This window comes from Aeromonas finlandensis (assembly GCF_000764645.1).
GTDB classification, from domain to species: Bacteria; Pseudomonadota; Gammaproteobacteria; order Enterobacterales; family Aeromonadaceae; genus Aeromonas; species Aeromonas finlandensis.
Window position 1 is genome coordinate 25,281 of sequence record NZ_JRGK01000054.1, and the last position, 17,658, is coordinate 42,938.

At 62.2% G+C, this 17,658-nt stretch carries 18 protein-coding genes; 14 read left to right on the plus strand and 4 right to left on the minus strand.

Features of this window, described 5'->3' with window-relative positions; genetic code table 11:
• Nucleotides 1-100: 100 nt before the first annotated feature.
• Nucleotides 101-1,108, minus strand: a complete 1,008-nt coding sequence (locus LD28_RS0107395) for a substrate-binding domain-containing protein (RefSeq protein WP_033136345.1) — start codon at nucleotides 1,106-1,108, stop codon at nucleotides 101-103.
• 201 nt (nucleotides 1,109-1,309) lie between these two features.
• Between LD28_RS0107395 and galE the strand changes: the two genes are divergently transcribed.
• From galE to bacA, 5 genes are all read left to right on the plus strand, one after another.
• Nucleotides 1,310-2,323 carry a UDP-glucose 4-epimerase GalE gene (galE, locus tag LD28_RS0107400; RefSeq protein ID WP_033136346.1) on the plus strand — a complete coding sequence of 338 codons (1,014 nt, stop codon included), beginning with the start codon at nucleotides 1,310-1,312 and terminating at the stop codon, nucleotides 2,321-2,323.
• Nucleotides 2,324-2,383: 60 nt separating this feature from the next.
• Complete coding sequence (locus LD28_RS0107405; protein ID WP_033136347.1) at nucleotides 2,384-3,442, plus strand: UDP-glucose--hexose-1-phosphate uridylyltransferase; 1,059 nt, start codon at nucleotides 2,384-2,386, stop codon at nucleotides 3,440-3,442.
• Entirely contained in the window at nucleotides 3,439-4,587 is a 1,149-nt protein-coding gene (gene galK / locus LD28_RS0107410) for a galactokinase (RefSeq protein ID WP_033136348.1), read from the plus strand. The genes LD28_RS0107405 and galK overlap by 4 nt, the downstream gene beginning before the upstream one ends.
• Complete coding sequence (galM, locus tag LD28_RS0107415; RefSeq protein WP_033136349.1) at nucleotides 4,584-5,573, plus strand: galactose-1-epimerase; 990 nt, start codon at nucleotides 4,584-4,586, stop codon at nucleotides 5,571-5,573. The genes galK and galM overlap by 4 nt, the downstream gene beginning before the upstream one ends.
• Nucleotides 5,574-5,686: 113 nt before the next feature.
• Nucleotides 5,687-6,502, plus strand: a complete 816-nt coding sequence (gene bacA, locus LD28_RS0107420) for an undecaprenyl-diphosphate phosphatase (protein ID WP_033136350.1) — start codon at nucleotides 5,687-5,689, stop codon at nucleotides 6,500-6,502.
• 65 nt (nucleotides 6,503-6,567) lie between these two features.
• Here the strand turns inward: bacA and LD28_RS0107425 are convergent, their stop codons facing one another.
• The 3 genes from LD28_RS0107425 to LD28_RS0107435 form a co-directional block, all read right to left on the minus strand.
• The gene (locus tag LD28_RS0107425) at nucleotides 6,568-7,263 is read right to left on the minus strand and encodes a ChrR family anti-sigma-E factor (protein WP_033136351.1); all 696 of its coding nucleotides are present in this window, start codon (nucleotides 7,261-7,263) and stop codon (nucleotides 6,568-6,570) included.
• The gene (locus LD28_RS0107430) at nucleotides 7,256-7,825 is read right to left on the minus strand and encodes a sigma-70 family RNA polymerase sigma factor (protein WP_005355542.1); all 570 of its coding nucleotides are present in this window, start codon (nucleotides 7,823-7,825) and stop codon (nucleotides 7,256-7,258) included. Before LD28_RS0107430 ends, LD28_RS0107425 begins: the two co-directional genes overlap by 8 nt.
• Nucleotides 7,826-7,965: 140 nt before the next feature.
• The gene (locus tag LD28_RS0107435) at nucleotides 7,966-8,532 is read right to left on the minus strand and encodes an LON peptidase substrate-binding domain-containing protein (protein ID WP_033136352.1); all 567 of its coding nucleotides are present in this window, start codon (nucleotides 8,530-8,532) and stop codon (nucleotides 7,966-7,968) included.
• A 138-nt stretch (nucleotides 8,533-8,670) separates the two neighbouring features.
• Here LD28_RS0107435 and LD28_RS22910 point away from each other — a divergent pair, with 138 nt between their 5' ends.
• The 9 genes from LD28_RS22910 to LD28_RS22170 form a co-directional block, all read left to right on the plus strand.
• Entirely contained in the window at nucleotides 8,671-8,847 is a 177-nt protein-coding gene (locus LD28_RS22910; protein WP_156120135.1) for a hypothetical protein, read from the plus strand.
• On the plus strand, nucleotides 8,844-10,589 hold the full coding sequence (gene argS, locus LD28_RS0107440) for an arginine--tRNA ligase (RefSeq protein WP_033136353.1): 1,746 nt from the start codon (nucleotides 8,844-8,846) through the stop codon (nucleotides 10,587-10,589). The genes LD28_RS22910 and argS overlap by 4 nt, the downstream gene beginning before the upstream one ends.
• Nucleotides 10,590-10,592: 3 nt before the next feature.
• The gene (locus tag LD28_RS0107445; RefSeq protein ID WP_033136354.1) at nucleotides 10,593-11,438 is read left to right on the plus strand and encodes an SPOR domain-containing protein; all 846 of its coding nucleotides are present in this window, start codon (nucleotides 10,593-10,595) and stop codon (nucleotides 11,436-11,438) included.
• Between the two features lie 175 nt (nucleotides 11,439-11,613).
• Nucleotides 11,614-12,147 carry an ATP-dependent protease subunit HslV gene (gene hslV, locus LD28_RS0107450; protein ID WP_005340772.1) on the plus strand — a complete coding sequence of 178 codons (534 nt, stop codon included), beginning with the start codon at nucleotides 11,614-11,616 and terminating at the stop codon, nucleotides 12,145-12,147.
• A gap of 79 nt (nucleotides 12,148-12,226) precedes the next feature.
• The gene (gene hslU, locus LD28_RS0107455; RefSeq protein ID WP_033136355.1) at nucleotides 12,227-13,555 is read left to right on the plus strand and encodes an HslU--HslV peptidase ATPase subunit; all 1,329 of its coding nucleotides are present in this window, start codon (nucleotides 12,227-12,229) and stop codon (nucleotides 13,553-13,555) included.
• Nucleotides 13,556-13,819: 264 nt separating this feature from the next.
• A complete protein-coding gene (gene nirB / locus LD28_RS0107460) occupies nucleotides 13,820-16,366 on the plus strand; it encodes a nitrite reductase large subunit NirB (RefSeq protein ID WP_033136356.1) in 2,547 nt (848 codons plus the stop codon).
• Nucleotides 16,366-16,683 (plus strand): nitrite reductase small subunit NirD, encoded by a 318-nt coding sequence (gene nirD, locus LD28_RS0107465; protein ID WP_033136357.1) that lies wholly within the window; start codon nucleotides 16,366-16,368, stop codon nucleotides 16,681-16,683. The genes nirB and nirD overlap by 1 nt, the downstream gene beginning before the upstream one ends.
• A 57-nt stretch (nucleotides 16,684-16,740) precedes the next feature.
• The gene (gene nirC, locus LD28_RS0107470) at nucleotides 16,741-17,553 is read left to right on the plus strand and encodes a nitrite transporter NirC (RefSeq protein ID WP_033136358.1); all 813 of its coding nucleotides are present in this window, start codon (nucleotides 16,741-16,743) and stop codon (nucleotides 17,551-17,553) included.
• Between the two features lie 12 nt (nucleotides 17,554-17,565).
• Nucleotides 17,566-17,658, plus strand: a 93-nt coding sequence (locus tag LD28_RS22170) for an NAD(P)-dependent oxidoreductase (protein WP_156120137.1), incomplete at its 3' end; no start/stop codon positions are given.

The window sequence follows — 17,658 nt, forward strand, 5'->3', positions numbered from 1 at the left end:
TTACACTGATTTTGTTAAGTAAAGCGGAGTAAAAATGATTAAAAATAGGTAAAACAATAACTGTGCAAGAAACGGCCCCGAACAGGGCCGCAAAAGGGGGCTATCCGGCCCGAACCGGTGCCACCGAGTGGCGATTGATCAGGGTGGGGGTGTAGATCCGGCTCTGGGTCGCTTCACTCTCACCCGCCGCCAGCTGAATGGCCAGCTTGGCCGCCTGGGCCGCCATCAGCTCGATGGGATAGCGCATGGTGGAGAGCTTGGGCCTCAGGTATCTGGCATAGATGATGTCATCGAAGCCCACCACCGAGACCTCCTCCGGCACCCGCAGGCCGTTGTCCGCCAGCACCGAGATGGCACCGGCCGCCATGGCATCGTTATAGGCCACCACCGCGGTCACCTTGAGCCCCTTGGCCAGCAGGTTGAGCATGGCGCGCTCGCCCCCCTCCTCGTTCGGCGTACCGCTCTCGATAAGCTCGGGATCGGCGGCCAGACCCGCCTCCATCAGCCCATCCTGATAGCCCTGCAGGCGCAAGGTGGCATCCTCGATGGCGTGATCAGAGCTGATAAAGGCGATGTGGCGATGGCCAAGATCGATCAGATGACGGGTCGCCGTAGCCGCCCCCAGCCGGTTATTGAGGGCGATACAGCGCCCCTTGAGAGCAGCAATATCGCGGTTGATCAGCACCATGCCGGGCACCCGCATGGCGTAATCGCAAAGCTCCTCGTCACTCAACGCCTTGCTGTGCACCACCAGCGCCTCGCAGCGCTTGCCGATCAGCAGCTCGATCGCTTCGCGCTCCTGCCGCGCCTTGTGAAAACCGTTACCCATCAGCAGGTGGAGGTTCTGCTCGACGGCTACGCCCGAGACCCCCTTCACCAGGGCACCGAAGAAGGGATCGGCCACGTCACCCACCACCACCCCCATGGTGTCACAGGTCTGGCTGACCAGTGCCCGCGCGTTGGCGTTGGGGGTGTAGCCCAGTTCGGCCATGGCTTTCTGCACCACTTCGCGAGACGCAGCGCTGGCCTTGGGGGAGTTGTTCATCACCCGTGAAACCGTTGCCACCGATACATTGGCCAAACGGGCGACATCCTTGATGGTGCTCATGCTGTTTTCACTTATTTCACTGTGCAATAGAGCACCATTATACCCAGCAAACCTATTGAAAACAGGGTTTAAGAGAATATCTGCTGTCACGATGATCACAAAACAGTGTAATCGTTTACACTGTTTTGCAAGCGAGCTCACAGTTTGGCCACCACACCCTCGGCTAGACTCCTTCCAGACACTTTTTCAGTGGAGAGCAAGATGAACGTTCTGGTCACCGGCGGTTGCGGATATATCGGCAGCCACACCTGTCTGGCCCTGCAAGCGGCAGGCATGAATCCCGTGGTAGTCGACAACCTCGGCAACAGCAAACGCAGCGTGCTGGCGCGAATCGCCGCCATCAGCGGCCAGCAACCCGTGTTCTATCAAGGGGATATTCGCGATGCCGCCCTGCTGGACCGGATCTTCGCCGAGCAGCAGATCGACGCAGTGATCCACTTTGCCGCCCTGAAAGCGGTCGGTGAATCGACCCGCATTCCGCTGGATTACTACGAGAACAACCTCGGCGGCACCCTCACCCTGTTGCAGGCGATGAAACGGGCCGGGGTGCACAATCTGGTATTCAGCTCCTCGGCCACCGTCTACGGCGATCCGGCCAGCCTGCCGATCCGCGAGGATTTCCCCCGCAGCGCCACCAACCCCTACGGACGATCCAAGCTGATCATCGAGGAGATCCTCGAAGATCTGCAACTGGCTGAGTCCCACTGGAGCATGACCCTGCTGCGCTACTTCAATCCGGTCGGCGCCCACGAATCGGGCACCATGGGGGAAGACCCGCAGGGCATCCCCAACAACCTGATGCCCTATATCACTCAAGTAGCCATTGGCCGTCGCGACTGCCTCTCGGTCTTTGGAAACGATTACCCCACTATGGATGGCACCGGCGTACGCGACTACATCCACGTGATGGATCTCGCCGAGGGACACGTCAAGGCACTGCAACACTGCGCCAACAAGGGTGCCGTGCACACCTACAACCTGGGCACCGGTCAGGGCCAGAGCGTGTTGCAGCTGGTCGCCGCTTTCTCCAATGCCTGTGGCAAGCCGCTGCCGTTTCGCATCGAACCACGTCGCCCCGGCGACATCGCCGCCTGCTGGGCCGATCCGACCAAGGCAGAGCGCGAACTGGGCTGGCAGGCGATCCGGGATATCGACGCCATGTGCGCCGACAGCTGGCGCTGGCAATCCGCCAACCCGAACGGTTACGAGGAGTAGGCCCGCCTGCTCCCCGTTAATAAATGACTTTATTTTTCAATATCTTATTCAGGAGAGATGATGTTCAACCCCGTCGATCATCCCCATCGCCGCTTCAACCCGCTGACCGGCCAGTATGTGCTGGTCTCCCCCCACCGGGCCAAACGCCCCTGGCAGGGACAGGTGGAGAAGGTGAGTCAGGCCCCCAAACAGGCCCACGATCCCGACTGCTTCCTCTGCGCGGGCAACACCCGGGTCACCGGTGACATCAACCCCGACTACAAGGGCACCTTCGTTTTTACCAACGACTTCGCCGCCCTGATGCAGGATACCCCGGCCGCCGACAACGCAGGCGACCCCCTGCTGAAGCTGGAGGCCGCCCGCGGCACCAGCCGGGTCATCTGCTTCTCGCCGGATCACGGCAAGACCCTGCCCGAACTGCCGCTGCCCGCCATCGAAGGGGTGATCACCACTTGGATGGATCAGGTCGCCGAGCTGTCGGCCCAGTGGGAGTGGGTGCAGGTCTTTGAAAACAAAGGGGCCGTCATGGGCTGCTCCAATCCGCACCCCCACGGCCAGATCTGGGGCAGCGACTTCCTGCCCAACGAGATCGCCCGCGAAGAGCAGCACCAGCGCGACTGGCTGGCCGAGCATGGCCGCCCCATGCTGCTCGAATATGTGGGGCGGGAGCTGGCGGATCGCTCGCGCATCGTAGTGGAGACCGAACACTGGCTCGCCGTGGTCCCCTTCTGGGCCGCCTGGCCGTTCGAAACCCTGCTGCTGCCCAAGGCGCACGTCCCCTCCATGCTCAACCTGACCAAGGCCCAGCAGCAGGATCTGGCGGTGGCGCTCAAGGAGCTCACCAGCCGCTACGACAACCTGTTCGAGTGCAGCTTCCCCTACTCCATGGGCTGGCATTTTGCACCGCCCAAGTCGGAGTGCCCCGAGGCGTGGCAACTGCATGCCCACTTCTATCCGCCCCTGCTGCGCTCCGCCACCGTGCGCAAATTCATGGTGGGCTTCGAGATGCTGGCCGAGACCCAGCGCGACCTTACCCCGGAGCAGGCTGCCGAACGGCTGCGTGCCCTGAGCCCCATTCACTACAACCAGACCAGCCACACCAATGAGGAGGCCCTATGACCCCCAGCCAACGCGTCAGCACCGTTTTTGCCGAGCAATTTGCCAAAGCGCCCGATCTGCTGGTGCGCGCCCCCGGTCGCGTCAACCTCATCGGTGAACATACGGACTACAACGACGGTTTCGTGCTGCCCTGCGCCATCGACTACGAGACCTGCGTCGCCATCGGCCTGCGCGATGACCAGCAAGTACAGGTGATCGCCGCCGACTACGACAATCAGCGCGACCAGTTCGACCTCGACCAGCCCATCGCGCACCACGCCGACCAGCGCTGGAGCGACTACATCCGCGGCGTGGTGAAGTATCTGCAAGAACGTGGTTATGCCCTGCGCGGCCTCGATCTGGTGGTCTCCGGCAACGTGCCGCAGGGTGCTGGTCTCTCCTCCTCCGCCTCGCTGGAAGTGGCCATCGGCCAGGCCTTCAAAGAGGCGCTGGGGCTCGACATCAGCCAGGCCGAGATCGCCCTCAATGGCCAGCAGGCGGAGAACAAGTTCGTCGGCTGCAACTGCGGCATCATGGATCAGATGATCTCCGCCAGCGGCAAGAGCGACCACGCCCTGCTGCTCGACTGCCGCTCGCTGGAGACCCGCCTCATCCCCATGCCGGCGGAGCTGGCGGTGCTGATCGTCAACTCCAATGTGCGCCGCGGTCTGGTGGACAGCGAATACAACACCCGTCGCCAACAGTGCGAAACCGCCGCCCGTCACTACGGGGTCAAGGCACTGCGCGACCTCGATCTGGCCGGTCTGGAAGCGGGCAAAGCCGGGCTGGATGAGGCCTGCTACCGCCGCGCCCGCCACATCGTCGGTGAAAACGCCCGCACTCTGGCGGCGGCCGATGCGCTGGCCAGCCACGACCTGACCCGCCTCGGCGAGCTGATGGCCGAATCTCACGCCGCCATGCGCGACGACTTCGAGATCACCGTGCCCGCCATCGACGGTCTGGTGGAGATCATCAAGGCCAGGATCGGCACCGATGGCGGCGTGCGGATGACTGGTGGCGGCTTCGGCGGCTGCGTGGTCGCCCTGCTGCGCCCGGAGAAGGTGGCCGAGGTGATCGCTGCGGTCGAGGCAGAGTATCCGGCCCTCTCCGGCCTCAAGGCCGACTGCTACGTCTGCTCCGCCAGCGCCGGTGCAGGCAAGTTATGAGCAGCGCCATGACCCCATTCGAGCTGGAAAATGAGGAGGGGCTGCGGCTGCGCGGCCTCGATTTTGGCGCAACCCTCACCTCCCTCACCCTGCCGGTGGCTGGCCAGCGCCGTGAAGTGCTGCTGGGCTGTGCCGACGACGCCTATCCCACCCAGCAGGTGTGGCTGGGTGCGGTGGCAGGGCGCTTTGCCAACCGCATTGGCGGCGCCGAGCTGGTGCGTGATGGGCAGCGCTGGCCGCTGAATGCCAATCAGGCACCCAACTGCCTGCATGGCGGGCAGGCGGGCTTTCATCGCCAGCGCTGGCAGATCAAGGAGCTGGAAGCGGATCGGGTCAGGCTGACATTGCTCTCCCGGGCGGGTGAGCAGGGCTTTCCCGGCAATCTGCGGGTAACCCTGGAGTACCGGCTGGAGCAGAGCGATCTGGTGGTCGATTTTATGGCCAGCACGGATGCAGCGACCCCGGTCAGCCTCACCAGCCACGCCTACTTCAATCTCGATGAGAACCCGGACGGCGGCGATGTGCATGACCACCTCATCAGCATCAATGCCGACCACTTCCTGCCCACCGACCCGAGCGGATTGCCGATCGCCATCACCCCGGTGGAAGGGCCGTTCGATCTGCGCCACAAGCGTCTTGTCGGGCAGGATTGGCTGAGCCATCCCCAGCAGCAACAGGCCAAGGGGTACGATCACGCGTTTCTGCTCAACGGCCCGGCACAGGAGTGGGCGGCCCGGGTGGTATCGGGAGACAGGCAGCTGGCGATGGAGGTCTACACCAACCAGCCTTCGCTGCAGTTTTATACCGGCAACTGGCTGGCCAACACCCCGAACCGCAGCGGCCAGCCGCACCGGGATCACGACGGCTTCTGTCTTGAGGCGCAACAGCTGCCGGACAGCCCCAATCGACCCGAGCTGGGCAACCCCTGGCTGCTGCCGGGCCAGCAATATCACCACCAGACCCGCTACCGTTTTATCCGCGACTGACTTAAAGGTTTCACGATTTTTACATAGCCTCATCAGTCACAATCGAGCAAGATAAGCCGCCCCGAATTCTCTGTCGGGGCTTTTTTGCATCCACGTAGCAAGGATTCTGTTCGATGACTGACACTTATAGCCTGCTGGTCGCCTTTATTCTGGGCGTCGTCGAGGGGCTGACCGAGTTCCTCCCCGTATCCTCCACCGGCCACATGATTATCGTCGGCCATCTGCTTGGCTTTGAAGGGCCCAAGGCTGCCACCTTCGAAGTGGTGATCCAGCTTGGCTCCATCCTCGCCGTGGTTGCCGTCTTCTGGCGCCGCCTGTTCGGTCTGATTGGCATCCACTTTGGCCAGAAGCCGTCTCAGGATCACGCCACCCTGTCGCTGGTGCATATCATCCTCGGTATGATGCCCGCCATCGTGGTCGGCCTCGCCGTGCACAGCTGGATCAAGGCCAACCTGTTTGGGCCGGAGACAGTAATGTACGCGCTGGTTGCGGGGGGCATACTGCTGATCATCGCCGAGAAGTTCCGCCCTGCCGTCACCGCCGAAACCCTGGATGACATCAGCTACAAGCAGGCGTTCGGCATCGGCCTGTTCCAGTGTCTGGCGCTGTGGCCCGGTTTCTCCCGCTCCGGCGCCACCATCAGCGGCGGCATGCTGATGGGGATCAGCCGTCACGCAGCCGCCGAGTTCTCCTTCATCATGGCGGTACCGATGATGATGGCGGCCAGCACGCTGGATCTCTACAAGAGCCGCGACTTCCTCTCCATGGCCGACTTCCCGATGTTTGCGGTGGGCTTTATCACCGCCTTCGTGGTGGCCATGGTCGCCATCAAGACCTTCCTGGCGCTGATCCGTCGTCTCGACTTCATCCCGTTCGCCATCTACCGCTTTATCGTGGCGTTCGCCGTCTATCTGGTGTTTGTCGCCTGACCGGCAGCCAGCCATGAAATGACAAAAGGGACCAGCTTGGTCCCTTTTCTATTGGCTCACACCGTTCAGTAGAGGTGCTGGCTGATGCCGTTGAGCAGCCGCGACAGCCCCTTGGTGAACTGCACCGGCGCATCCTGCACCGTGTAGCAGAGGCAACCGTCCGGCGTATGCGGGCTGTGGGAGTGGCTGGCATCGCGCCAGATAAAATCTCCCGCCTTGTAACGGGTATCCCCATCCTCGATAGTGCCCGCCAGTAGCAGGGTCAGCTCATAACCCTGATGGGTGTGCTCGGGGATGCGACCACCGGCCTCGATATGGAGCAGGCTGGCGCGCGCGCCCATCTCATCCAGCGGCAGACTCTGCTGGCGAATGGCCCCGATATGGCGCCACTTGGGCGAGCGGTAGCGGGCCAGCACCCGTGGCAAACGATAGGCGTGACCGGCCACCTCCAACTCGCCGGGCTGGGCTCGAGGCTGATCATGTGTTGGCTCGGAGAGGGGCTCTGCCAGCGGCTGGGCCAGAATATCCGCCAGCATGGCGTCAAATCCGGCGTCCAGCGCCACGTCATCGCGGGAGGCCAGCTCGGGCTCTGCGGGCGAGGCAAGATGCTGCTGCGCCAGCTCCTCTTCGAATGTTTTCAGTCGGGCAGCGCAATCGGGGCAGAGTTCACAGTGGGCGGAGAGCCCCACCGCCAGCGGCAGAGGGAGCTCGTCGGCGGCGAAGGCGCGCAGCATAGGGTCGGTCGGATGGGCTTTAATCATGGCCTTGCTCCACTTGCTCTTTCAGTTTCTGTAACGCCAGTCTGAGGCGGGACTTGATGGTACCGAGCGGCACGCCGAGTCGCTCCGCCAGCTCCTGCTGGGAAAACTCCTGCAGATAGATGCCGCGCACCACCTGCTGTTGCGGCTCCGGCAGCGTGCCCAGATAGTGGGCCATCTGACGGGTCAGCACCGCATCTTCCCCCCCGCTCAGGTGCTCCTCTTCGGCCTGAAACTCCAGCACCGGCCACAGCTCCTCGGCACAGAGATCCTCCTTGCTGGCACGACGACGACGCAGCATGTCGAAGCACTGGTTGCGCATCACGGTATAGATCCAGGTAGTCGGGGCCCCCTTCTCGGGGTGGTAGAGGCGCGCCTTCTGCCACACCAGCAGCATGGTCTCCTGCACCAGTTCCATGGCGTTGGCCTCGCTGCCGAGGTGGCGCAGACCGTAGCTGCGAATGCGCGGCGCGAAGTGCTGGAACAGGCGGGCAAACGCAGCCTTGTCGGCCTGCTCTGCCACCCTGATCAGCAGAGATTTGAGATCGCCATCCGGGTTATCCATCACGGGCGAGGTCCTGCGTATGGTCGAGTGTGGTTGGCCAGTATATGCCATTGCGCCATCCCTTTGGTGTGCTGTCGAACGTGCTGTGGTGATGACTGGTACGGCCCTGCGACTGTGGCGGATCAGCGGATCAGAAAAAATCAGTGGCTGGCCACCAGCACCCCCTTGAGCAGGGCCATGGCGGGCTGATTGTCGGCGGCGGCCAGCAGCAACTGCTTCTGTTCGGGGGGGATCGGCAGCACCTCCAGCCAGCGCTGCGCCACCCAGTTGCCATCATCCCAGCGGGGCTCGGGATAAAGGGCGGCATAGTCGGGATAGTCGGCAAACACCTCCCGCAGCGCATCGACCAGCGGCAGCTGATCGGGATGGAGCCGCCGGGGCGGCCAGGCCGTCAGCGGCGTCACGTCGCCGATACGCAGGCCATCCTGCTCTTGCCACAGATCCTCTATCTGCACCCGCTCCATCCCCTGCACCGTGATCCCCAGCATGCCGTCCGGCAGCCGGTCGAAATCGATGATGGTGACCCGGGTGGCGATGGGCAGCATGTTGCGCAGGGCATCGGGCTGGCGAGGGTCCACCATGCAGAGGGCAAAGCCGGACTCCCCCGCCTCGGCGATCATCCGCTGGTATCTCGGTTCGAAGATCCGCAGCGGCATGATGCCGCCGGGCAGCAGGTGGGCAGATAGGGGAAACAGCGCCAGTCGCATCGCAAACTCCTCGGTTGGGGGCCTCTGTTGATACGGGCAGTCAACGGGACGAGATCATTACCCTCTTCCGGAAAGGGAAAAACCCCTTAACAATCAGGGGAAAATAGCCTGGACAAGGCGCTTCGATATGCAGTAGAAATGGATAAGCACCAAATTACGGTCAATCTTCCGGATATTGGCGCCAAAAGCAGTGAAATATCCGCCCGACAGCGAGCGGCGGGTCATCCCTATAGTTTTCTCGGGCCGATGCGGGTAAAATTCACGCCCTTATATATCAGTCATTTTTCGACGCGCAACCTTGGTGGTCAGTTATGAAAGAGCATATTCATCATCTACTTGAACAAACGGTAGCCAATCTCAAGTCAGCAGGCGTCCTGCCGGCGGACCTGGAAGCCCGCGTGCAAGTAGACCGATGCAAGGAAAAAGCTCACGGCGACCTGGCTACCAACCTGGCCATGCTGCTGGCCAAACCGGCCCGCAAGAATCCCCGTGAGCTGGCAGCGGCCATCATCGAGCACCTGCCCGCCTCCGACCTGATCGCCAAGGTCGAGATCGCCGGTCCCGGCTTCATCAACTTCTTCTTCGACCAGCGCTGGCTGGCCGGTCAGGTCGAGGCCATGGTGACCTCTGCCAACGCCAACGTGAAGTTGCCCGCGCCACAAACCGTGGTGGTGGACTACTCCGCCCCCAACGTGGCCAAAGAGATGGCGGTGCACCACATCCGCTCCACCGTACTCGGTGACGTGGCTGCGCGTGCGCTGGAGTTCCTCGGCCACAAGGTGGTGCGTGCCAACCACATCGGCGACTGGGGTACCCAGTTCGGCATGCTGATCGCCTATCTGGAGAAGATGTCCAACGAGCACGCCAGCGACATGGCGCTCAAGGATCTGGAAGCCTTCTACACCCAGGCCAAGCGTTGCTACGACGAAGACGAAGCCTTCGCCGAGCGCGCCCGTAACTACGTGGTCAAGCTGCAGGGCGGCGATGAGTACTGCCGCACCATGTGGAAGAAGCTGGTCGACATGACCATGGAACAGAACCAGATCAACTACGACCGCCTGAATGTCTCCCTGACCAACAAGGACATCATGGGCGAGTCCATGTACAACGACATGCTGCCGGAGATCGTGGCCGACCTGAAAGCCAAGGGGCTGGCGGTCGAGAGCGAAGGCGCCACCGTTGTCTTCCTGGACGAGTTCAAGAACAAGGATGGCGAGGCCATGGGCGTCATCATCCAGAAGAGCGATGGCGGTTTCCTCTACACCACCACCGACATCGCCTGTGCCAAATACCGTTATGAAACCCTGGGCGCCGACCGTGTCATGTACTTCATCGACTCCCGTCAGCACCAGCACCTGATGCAGGCCTGGACCATCACCCGCAAAGCGGGCTATGTGCCGGAATCCGTCCCGCTCGAGCACCACGCCTTCGGCATGATGCTGGGCAAGGATGGCCGTCCCTACAAGACCCGCTCCGGTGGCACCGTCAAGCTGGTTGATCTGCTGAACGAGGCCGAAGAGCGCGCCGCCGCCCTGCTGGAGAGCCGCAACAGCGACCTCTCCGCCGAAGAGAAGGCCAACGTGGTCAACGCCATCGCCATGGGCGCGGTGAAGTATGCGGATCTCTCCAAGAACCGCACCACCGACTACATCTTCGACTGGGACATGATGCTCTCCTTTGAAGGCAACACTGCTCCTTACCTGCAGTATGCCTACACCCGTATCCAGTCCATCTTCCGCAAGGCCAATATCGATGCCGAGACGCTGACCGGCAACGTGACCCTGAACGAAGAGGCCGAAGAGGTGCTGGCCCAGAAGCTGATCCAGTTCTCCGACGCGGTCAATGGCGTGGCTGACAAAGGCATGCCGCACCTGCTCTGTACCTACCTGTACGAGTTGTCCGGCAACTTCATGACCTTCTATGAAGCCTGCCCGATCAACAAGGATGGCGTGGACGAAGCGACCCGTCAGAGCCGTCTGCTGCTGTGCGCCGCCACCGCCAAGGTGCTGAAACTGGGCCTCGGCGTACTGGGCATCCATACCCTGGAGCGCATGTAATAGATGGCAACCCGGGATTATGTCGGCAGCCGCCCGCGACGTCGGGCGGGTGGCCGCAATACCAAGAAAGCGGCCCCTCGCCGCTTTCCTGTTATTCCAGTGCTGCTGGTCGTGGCACTGCTGGCAGGCTTTGGTGGCTTCCTTTACATGATCAATGGCAAGGGCAACGACGCCCCCACCATTGAAGAGCAGGTAAAGGCCAACAAGCCAAAAGCGCAGAATAACGGGCTGCCTCAGGAGAAGTGGAGCTACATCGAACGGCTTGAGAACAAGCAGGTCGATATCATAGAGCCGCCGACCCAGCCGGGCGTACTGCCGCCACCACCGGCAGATACCATGACCCTGCAGCCGGAAAAACTGCCGCAGCCGGTGCCGACCGACATTCCCCAACCGGGAACGCCCATCGGCCAGCCCAAGCCCTATCAGCCCAATCCGGCGACCACCCCCTCCACCTCGGGTGCACCGGTTGCCAATGCGCAAGAGCAGGAGATCGACCGCAAGGCCGATCGGGAGCGGATGGAGCGGGAGATCCGCGCCGAGCTGGAACGGGAGCGCGCCGAAGCGGCCAAGACCAAAGCGGCCACCCCGCCTGCCCAAACCGCAGCCGCTGACAGCGGTCGCTATATGATGCAGTGTGCCGCCCTGCGCTCGCAGGATTCTGCGGAGTCGCTCAAGGCACGTATCGCCTTCACCGCCGGTCTCTCTTCCAGCCTGCAGGTGATCAATGGCGCCAACGGCACCGTCTACAAGGTGATGGTCGGCCCCTTCAACGGCAAGGCGGCCGCCGATGCGGCCAACAGCAAGCTGCAGAGCTCCGGCATCAGCGGCTGCATTCCCAAGAAAGGGTAATCCGCTTACCGATGACACAGGGCCGGGTGGCAACACCCGGCCCTGCTCTTTTGGTGCCACTCGCACCCACCCCGTTTATCCCGACAAAAGGCAGGGTTGAAAAGCCAGTTTGCCATCCCCATCTTTCATGCCATGCACAGTCAGGCCGTCATTCGGCTCAAGCGAGGTAAGTAAAGTGACTACCATAGTTTCAGTTCGCCGCAATGGTCAGGTCGTCATCGGTGGCGATGGCCAGGTCTCTCTTGGCAACACCGTCATGAAGGGCAACGCCCGCAAGGTTCATCGTCTCTATAACGGCAAGGTGCTGGCCGGTTTCGCTGGCGGTACCGCCGACGCCTTCACCCTGCTCGAGCGTTTCGAAGCAAAACTGCAGGCCCATCAGGGTAATCTGGAGCGCGCCGCCGTGGCGCTGGCCAAAGATTGGCGCACCGATCGCGCCCTGCGCCGCCTCGAAGCGCTGCTGGCCGTGGCCGACGAACACAAATCCTTCATCATCACCGGCAACGGTGACGTGGTGCAGCCGGAGCACGATCTCATCGCCATCGGCAGCGGCGGCAACTTCGCCCAGTCCGCCGCCATCGCGCTGCTGGAAAACACCGAGCTGGATGCCAGAACCATTGTCGAGAAGTCCCTCAAGATTGCGGGCGACATCTGCGTCTTCACCAATGGCAACCACACCATTGAAGTGCTGGACTATTCGGCGAAATAAGGCCGCCAAATAAGGCCGCCAGCCAAACCCCATTCTCCAAGGGGCGGGCCCTGCCCGCCCCGGATACAGGAACACCATCATGTCCGAGATGACCCCGAGAGAAATCGTCCACGAGCTGGATCGTCACATCATTGGTCAGGCCGATGCCAAGCGCGCCGTTGCCGTTGCCCTGCGCAACCGCTGGCGCCGGATGCAGCTCAACGAAGAGATGCGCCATGAAGTGACCCCGAAAAACATCCTGATGATCGGCCCGACCGGTGTCGGCAAGACCGAGATCGCCCGTCGTCTGGCCAAGCTGGCCAACGCCCCCTTCATCAAGGTAGAAGCGACCAAGTTCACCGAAGTGGGCTATGTCGGCAAGGAAGTGGACAGCATCATCCGCGATCTGACCGATGCCGCCATCAAGCTGGTGCGCGAAACCGAGATGGAGAAGATGAAATACCGCGCCGAGGAAGCCGCTGAAGAGCGCATCCTCGACGCCCTGCTGCCCAACCCGCGCAACACCTGGGGTGAGGAAGAGAAAGCCGACAACTCCAACACCCGCCAGATCTTCCGCAAGAAACTGCGTGAAGGTCAGCTGGATGACAAAGAGATCGAGCTGGAGCTCTCCGCCTCCCCGATGGGCGTCGAAATCATGACCCCGCCGGGCATGGAAGAGATGGCCAACCAGTTGCAGGGGCTGTTCCAGAACCTGGGCCAGAACCAGAAGAAGAAGCGCAAGATCAAGGTCAAAGAGGCAATGAAGGCGCTGATCGAAGAGGAAGCGGCCCGTCTGGTCAATCCGGAAGAGTTGAAGCAGAAAGCGATCGCCGCAGTCGAGAACAACGGCATCGTCTTCCTCGACGAGATCGACAAGATCTGCAAGCGCGGCGAGAGCTCCGGCCCCGATGTCTCCCGTGAAGGGGTACAGCGCGACCTGCTGCCGCTGGTTGAGGGTTGCACCGTCAACACCAAGCACGGCATGGTCAAGACCGACCACATCCTGTTTGTCGCCTCCGGCGCCTTCCAGATCGCCAAGCCGTCTGACCTCATCCCCGAGCTGCAGGGCCGTCTGCCGATCCGGGTCGAGCTGACCGCCCTGACCACCGATGACTTCGAGCGCATCCTGACCGAACCGAATGCCTCCCTGACCGATCAGTACAAGGCGCTGATGGCCACCGAAGGGGTCAACATCGAGTTCACCAAGGATGGCATCCGCCGTCTGGCCGAAGCGGCCTGGCAGGTCAACGAGCGTACCGAGAATATCGGTGCCCGTCGCCTGCACACCGTGATGGAGCGCCTGATGGAAGATATCTCCTACGACGCCTCCGAGAAGTCCGGCGAGACCTTTGTCATCGACACCGATTACGTCAATGCCCACCTCGGCAAGCTGATTGAAGACGAGGACCTGAGCCGCTTTATTCTGTAAGCGCAGTTCTGTTTGCAAAAAAACGCCTCCAGAAATGGGGGCGTTTTGCATTTGAAGTCCCAGCCCCCTTCTCTCTATTCCCCAATCGCACCAAGCACCAAAACACTCAACTGGTATACCTATTTTTGTATATCTTTGAATTTTATCGAATTACCCCTGACGAGATATATAAATAGACACTTGATTTGCATCAATTGCCCGCCCCTGCCGACTGGGTAGCCTAGCCCCAGAATGATGTTTTATTACTCCAAACTAGAGGCAATCATGAGCAAAGTCAGACTGGTCGTTGTGGGCAACGGCATGGTGGGGCACCGCTTCATCGAAGAGCTGATCGAGCGGGCCGACCCGGGCCGCTACGAGATCACCGTCTTCGGTGCAGAACCCCGTCCCGCCTACGATCGCGTCCATCTCTCCTCCTACTTCTCCCATCACACCAGTGAAGATCTCTCCCTCGTCAAACCCGGCTTCTACGACAAGCACGGCATCCGCCTGCTGCTCGGCGAAGCGGTGAAAACAATCGACAGGGCCAACCGCGAAGTGCACTCCAACAAGGGCACTGTGGTCGGGTATGACAAGCTGGTGCTGGCTACCGGCTCCTACCCCTGGGTGCCCTCCATTGCGGGCAGCCAGCACCACGAGTGCTTCGTCTATCGCACCATCGAGGATCTGAAAGCCATCCGCAGCGCCGCCAAGAGCGGCAAGAGCGGGGTGGTGATTGGTGGCGGTCTGCTTGGCCTCGAAGCCGCCGGTGCCCTCAAGGCGCTGGGTCTCGAGACCCACGTGGTGGAGTTTGCTCCTGTGCTGATGGCCGAGCAGCTCGACGGTCAGGGCGGCCAGCTGCTGCGCCGCAAGATTGAATCCATGGGTGTGCAGGTACACACCAGCAAGAGCACCAGCGAGATCCTGATGCATGGCGGTGAGCAGGCGAAGCACCGCCTCGCCTTTGCCGACGGCAGCCAGCTTGAGGTGGATGTGGTGGTCTTCTCCACCGGTATCCGCCCGCAAGATACCTTGGGCCGCTACGGTGATCTCGCCATCGCCGAACGCGGTGGCATCGTCATCGACGATCACTGCCTCACCTCCGATCCCGACATCTATGCCATCGGCGAGTGCGCCGCCTGGCAGGGCCGCTTCTTCGGGTTGGTGGCGCCGGGCTACAAGATGGCCCAGATCACCGTCGACCATCTGCTCGGCGGCGACAGCCGTTTCGAGGGGGCGGACATGAGCGCCAAGCTCAAGCTGCTCGGCGTCTCCGTCGGCTCCATCGGCGATGCCCACGGCCGCACCCCGGGCAGCCACAGCTATGTGTTCCAGGACGACCAAGCTGGCGTCTACAAGAAGATCGTGGTGAGCGAGGACAACAGCCGCCTGCTCGGCGCCGTGCTGGTGGGTGATGTGGAAGATTACGGCAACCTGCTGCAGATGATGCTCAACGCCCTGCCGCTGCCGAGCCACCCGGACACCCTGATCCTGCCCGCCTACGCCGGTGCCAAGCCGACGCTGGGGGTGGATGCCCTGCCGGAGAGCGCCCAGATCTGCTCCTGCTTCGACGTATCCAAAGGCGACATCGCTCAGGCGGTGGCCGAGGGGCACACCACCCTGGCCGCCATCAAGCAGCACACCAAGGCCGGAACCGGCTGCGGCGGCTGTGTGCCGCTCATCAGTCAGGTGCTCAACGCCGAGCTGGTGAAGCAGGGCATCGAGGTCAACAACCACCTCTGCGCCCACTTCCCCCACTCCCGTCAGGAGCTGTTCCATCTGGTCAAGGTGGAGGGGATCAAGAGCTTCGACGAGCTGCTGGCCAAGCATGGTCAGGGCTATGGCTGCGAGGTGTGCAAACCGACCGTCGGCTCCATCCTCGCCTCCTGCTGGAACGAGCATGTGCTGAGCCCGCGCAATACCCCGCTGCAGGACACCAACGACATCTTCCTCGGCAACATGCAGAAGGACGGCAGCTACTCCGTCATCCCGCGCATGGCCGGTGGCGAAGTGACCCCGGAAGGGCTGCTGGCGGTGGCCGAAGTGGCCCGCGACTACCAGCTCTACACCAAGATCACCGGCGCCCAGCGCATCGGCCTGTTCGGGGCCCAGAAGGATGATCTGCCCGCCATCTGGCGCAAACTGCTGGCGGCCGGATTCGAGACCGGTCAGGCCTACGCCAAGGCGCTGCGCATGGCCAAGACCTGCGTCGGCAGCACCTGGTGCCGTTTCGGCGTGCAGGACAGCGTCGGCCTCGGGGTCTTCCTCGAGAACCGCTACAAGGGGATTCGCACCCCGCACAAGATGAAGTTCGGTGTCTCCGGCTGTACCCGTGAATGCGCAGAAGCCCAGGGCAAGGATGTCGGCATCATCGCCACCGACGCGGGCTGGAACCTCTATGTGGGCGGCAACGGCGGCATGAAGCCGCGCCACGCCGACCTGCTGGCTTCTGACCTCGACCGCGAGACGTTAGTCCGGTTGATAGACCGTTTTATGATGTTCTACGTCACCAGCGCCGACAAACTGCAGCGCACCTCGGTCTGGCTCGGCAATCTGGAAGGGGGCGTCGACTACCTGCGCGAGGTGATCGTCGACGACAAGCTGGGGCTGGCCAAGACGCTGGAGCGCGATATCCAACGCCTTATCGACAGCTACGAGTGCGAATGGTCGCGCACCCTCAATGAAGAGGAAGCGCTCAAGCGCTTCAGCCACTTCATCAACAGCGACAAGCGCGATCCGGACGTTCAGTTCGTCGCCGAGCGCGACCAGCATCGACCGGCCACTCCGGCCGAGCGCATCCCCGTCTACCAGATCGAGGTGGAGACCAAATAATGAAACTTGCCTGCCAACTCAACGACATCCTGCCGGGCACTGGTGTCTGCGCACTCATTGAAGGTCGCCAGATCGCCCTGTTCCGCCCGAGCGCGGCAGCCGAGGTGTTCGCCATCGACAACCGGGATCCCTTCTTCGCCGCCAACGTGCTGTCGCGGGGCCTGATTTGCGAACACGACGGCGAGCTCTGGGTCGCCAGCCCGCTCAAGAAGCAGCGCTTTCGCCTGAGCGACGGCCACTGTTTCGACAACCCTGAGATGTCGTTGCAGAGCTACCCCGTTGAAGTGCGCGACCAGCATGTCTGGGTCGCCGTCTAAAGCCGATTTCACTCTCTTTCGGGCTGCCTGTGGGCAGCCCTTTCAAGGACTCACAAGATGTACACGGAAACCATCAACAAGTGCGCCGCCAACGCGGCCCGCATCAACCGCTTCGAGCGCAGCGACAAGCTCGGCTTCTGGCTCAGCTCCGCCATGGCAGGGGCCTATGTGGGCCTCGGCATCATCCTAATCTTCACCCTGGGCAATCTGGTGGATCCCGCCATCCGGCCGCTGGTGATGGGGGCCACCTTCGGCATCGCCCTGACCCTGGTGATCATCGCTGGCTCCGAGCTGTTTACCGGCCACACCATGTTCCTCACCTTCGGGGTGAAGAGCGGCAAGATCACCATGGCCGACCTGCTGCGCATCCTGCCGCAGACCTGGGCAGGCAACCTGATTGGCTCCGTCGTGGTGGCGCTGATCTACTCCTACGGCGGCAGCCTGCTGCCGGACGCAGGCAGTCTGGCCCACAAGGTGGCGCTGGCCAAAACCCAGGCACCGGCGCTGACCCTGTTTATGAAGGGGATCCTCTGCAACTGGCTGGTCTGCCTCGCCATCTGGATGGCGCTGCGCACCGAAGGGGCCGCCCGCTTCATCGCCATCTGGTGGTGCCTGCTGGCCTTTATCGCCTCCGGCTACGAGCACTCCATCGCCAACATGACCCTGTTCGCGCTCTCCTGGTTTGGTGCCCACTCCGAGGCCTACACCCTGGGCGGCATCGGCCACAACCTGCTGTGGGTGACCCTGGGCAACACCGTCTCCGGCGTCCTCTTTATGGGCCTCGGCTACTGGTATGCCACCCCGAAGGCTGAGCGCCCGGTGGCAGTGACCGACACCACCAGCACCGCCAACCAGACCCAAACCGCCTGATCCGGAGGCCCCATGGACTACTTGCCCATCTTTTGCCGACTCGACAACAAACCCGTGCTGCTGGTCGGCGGCGGCGAGGTAGCGGAGCGCAAGGCGCGCCTGCTG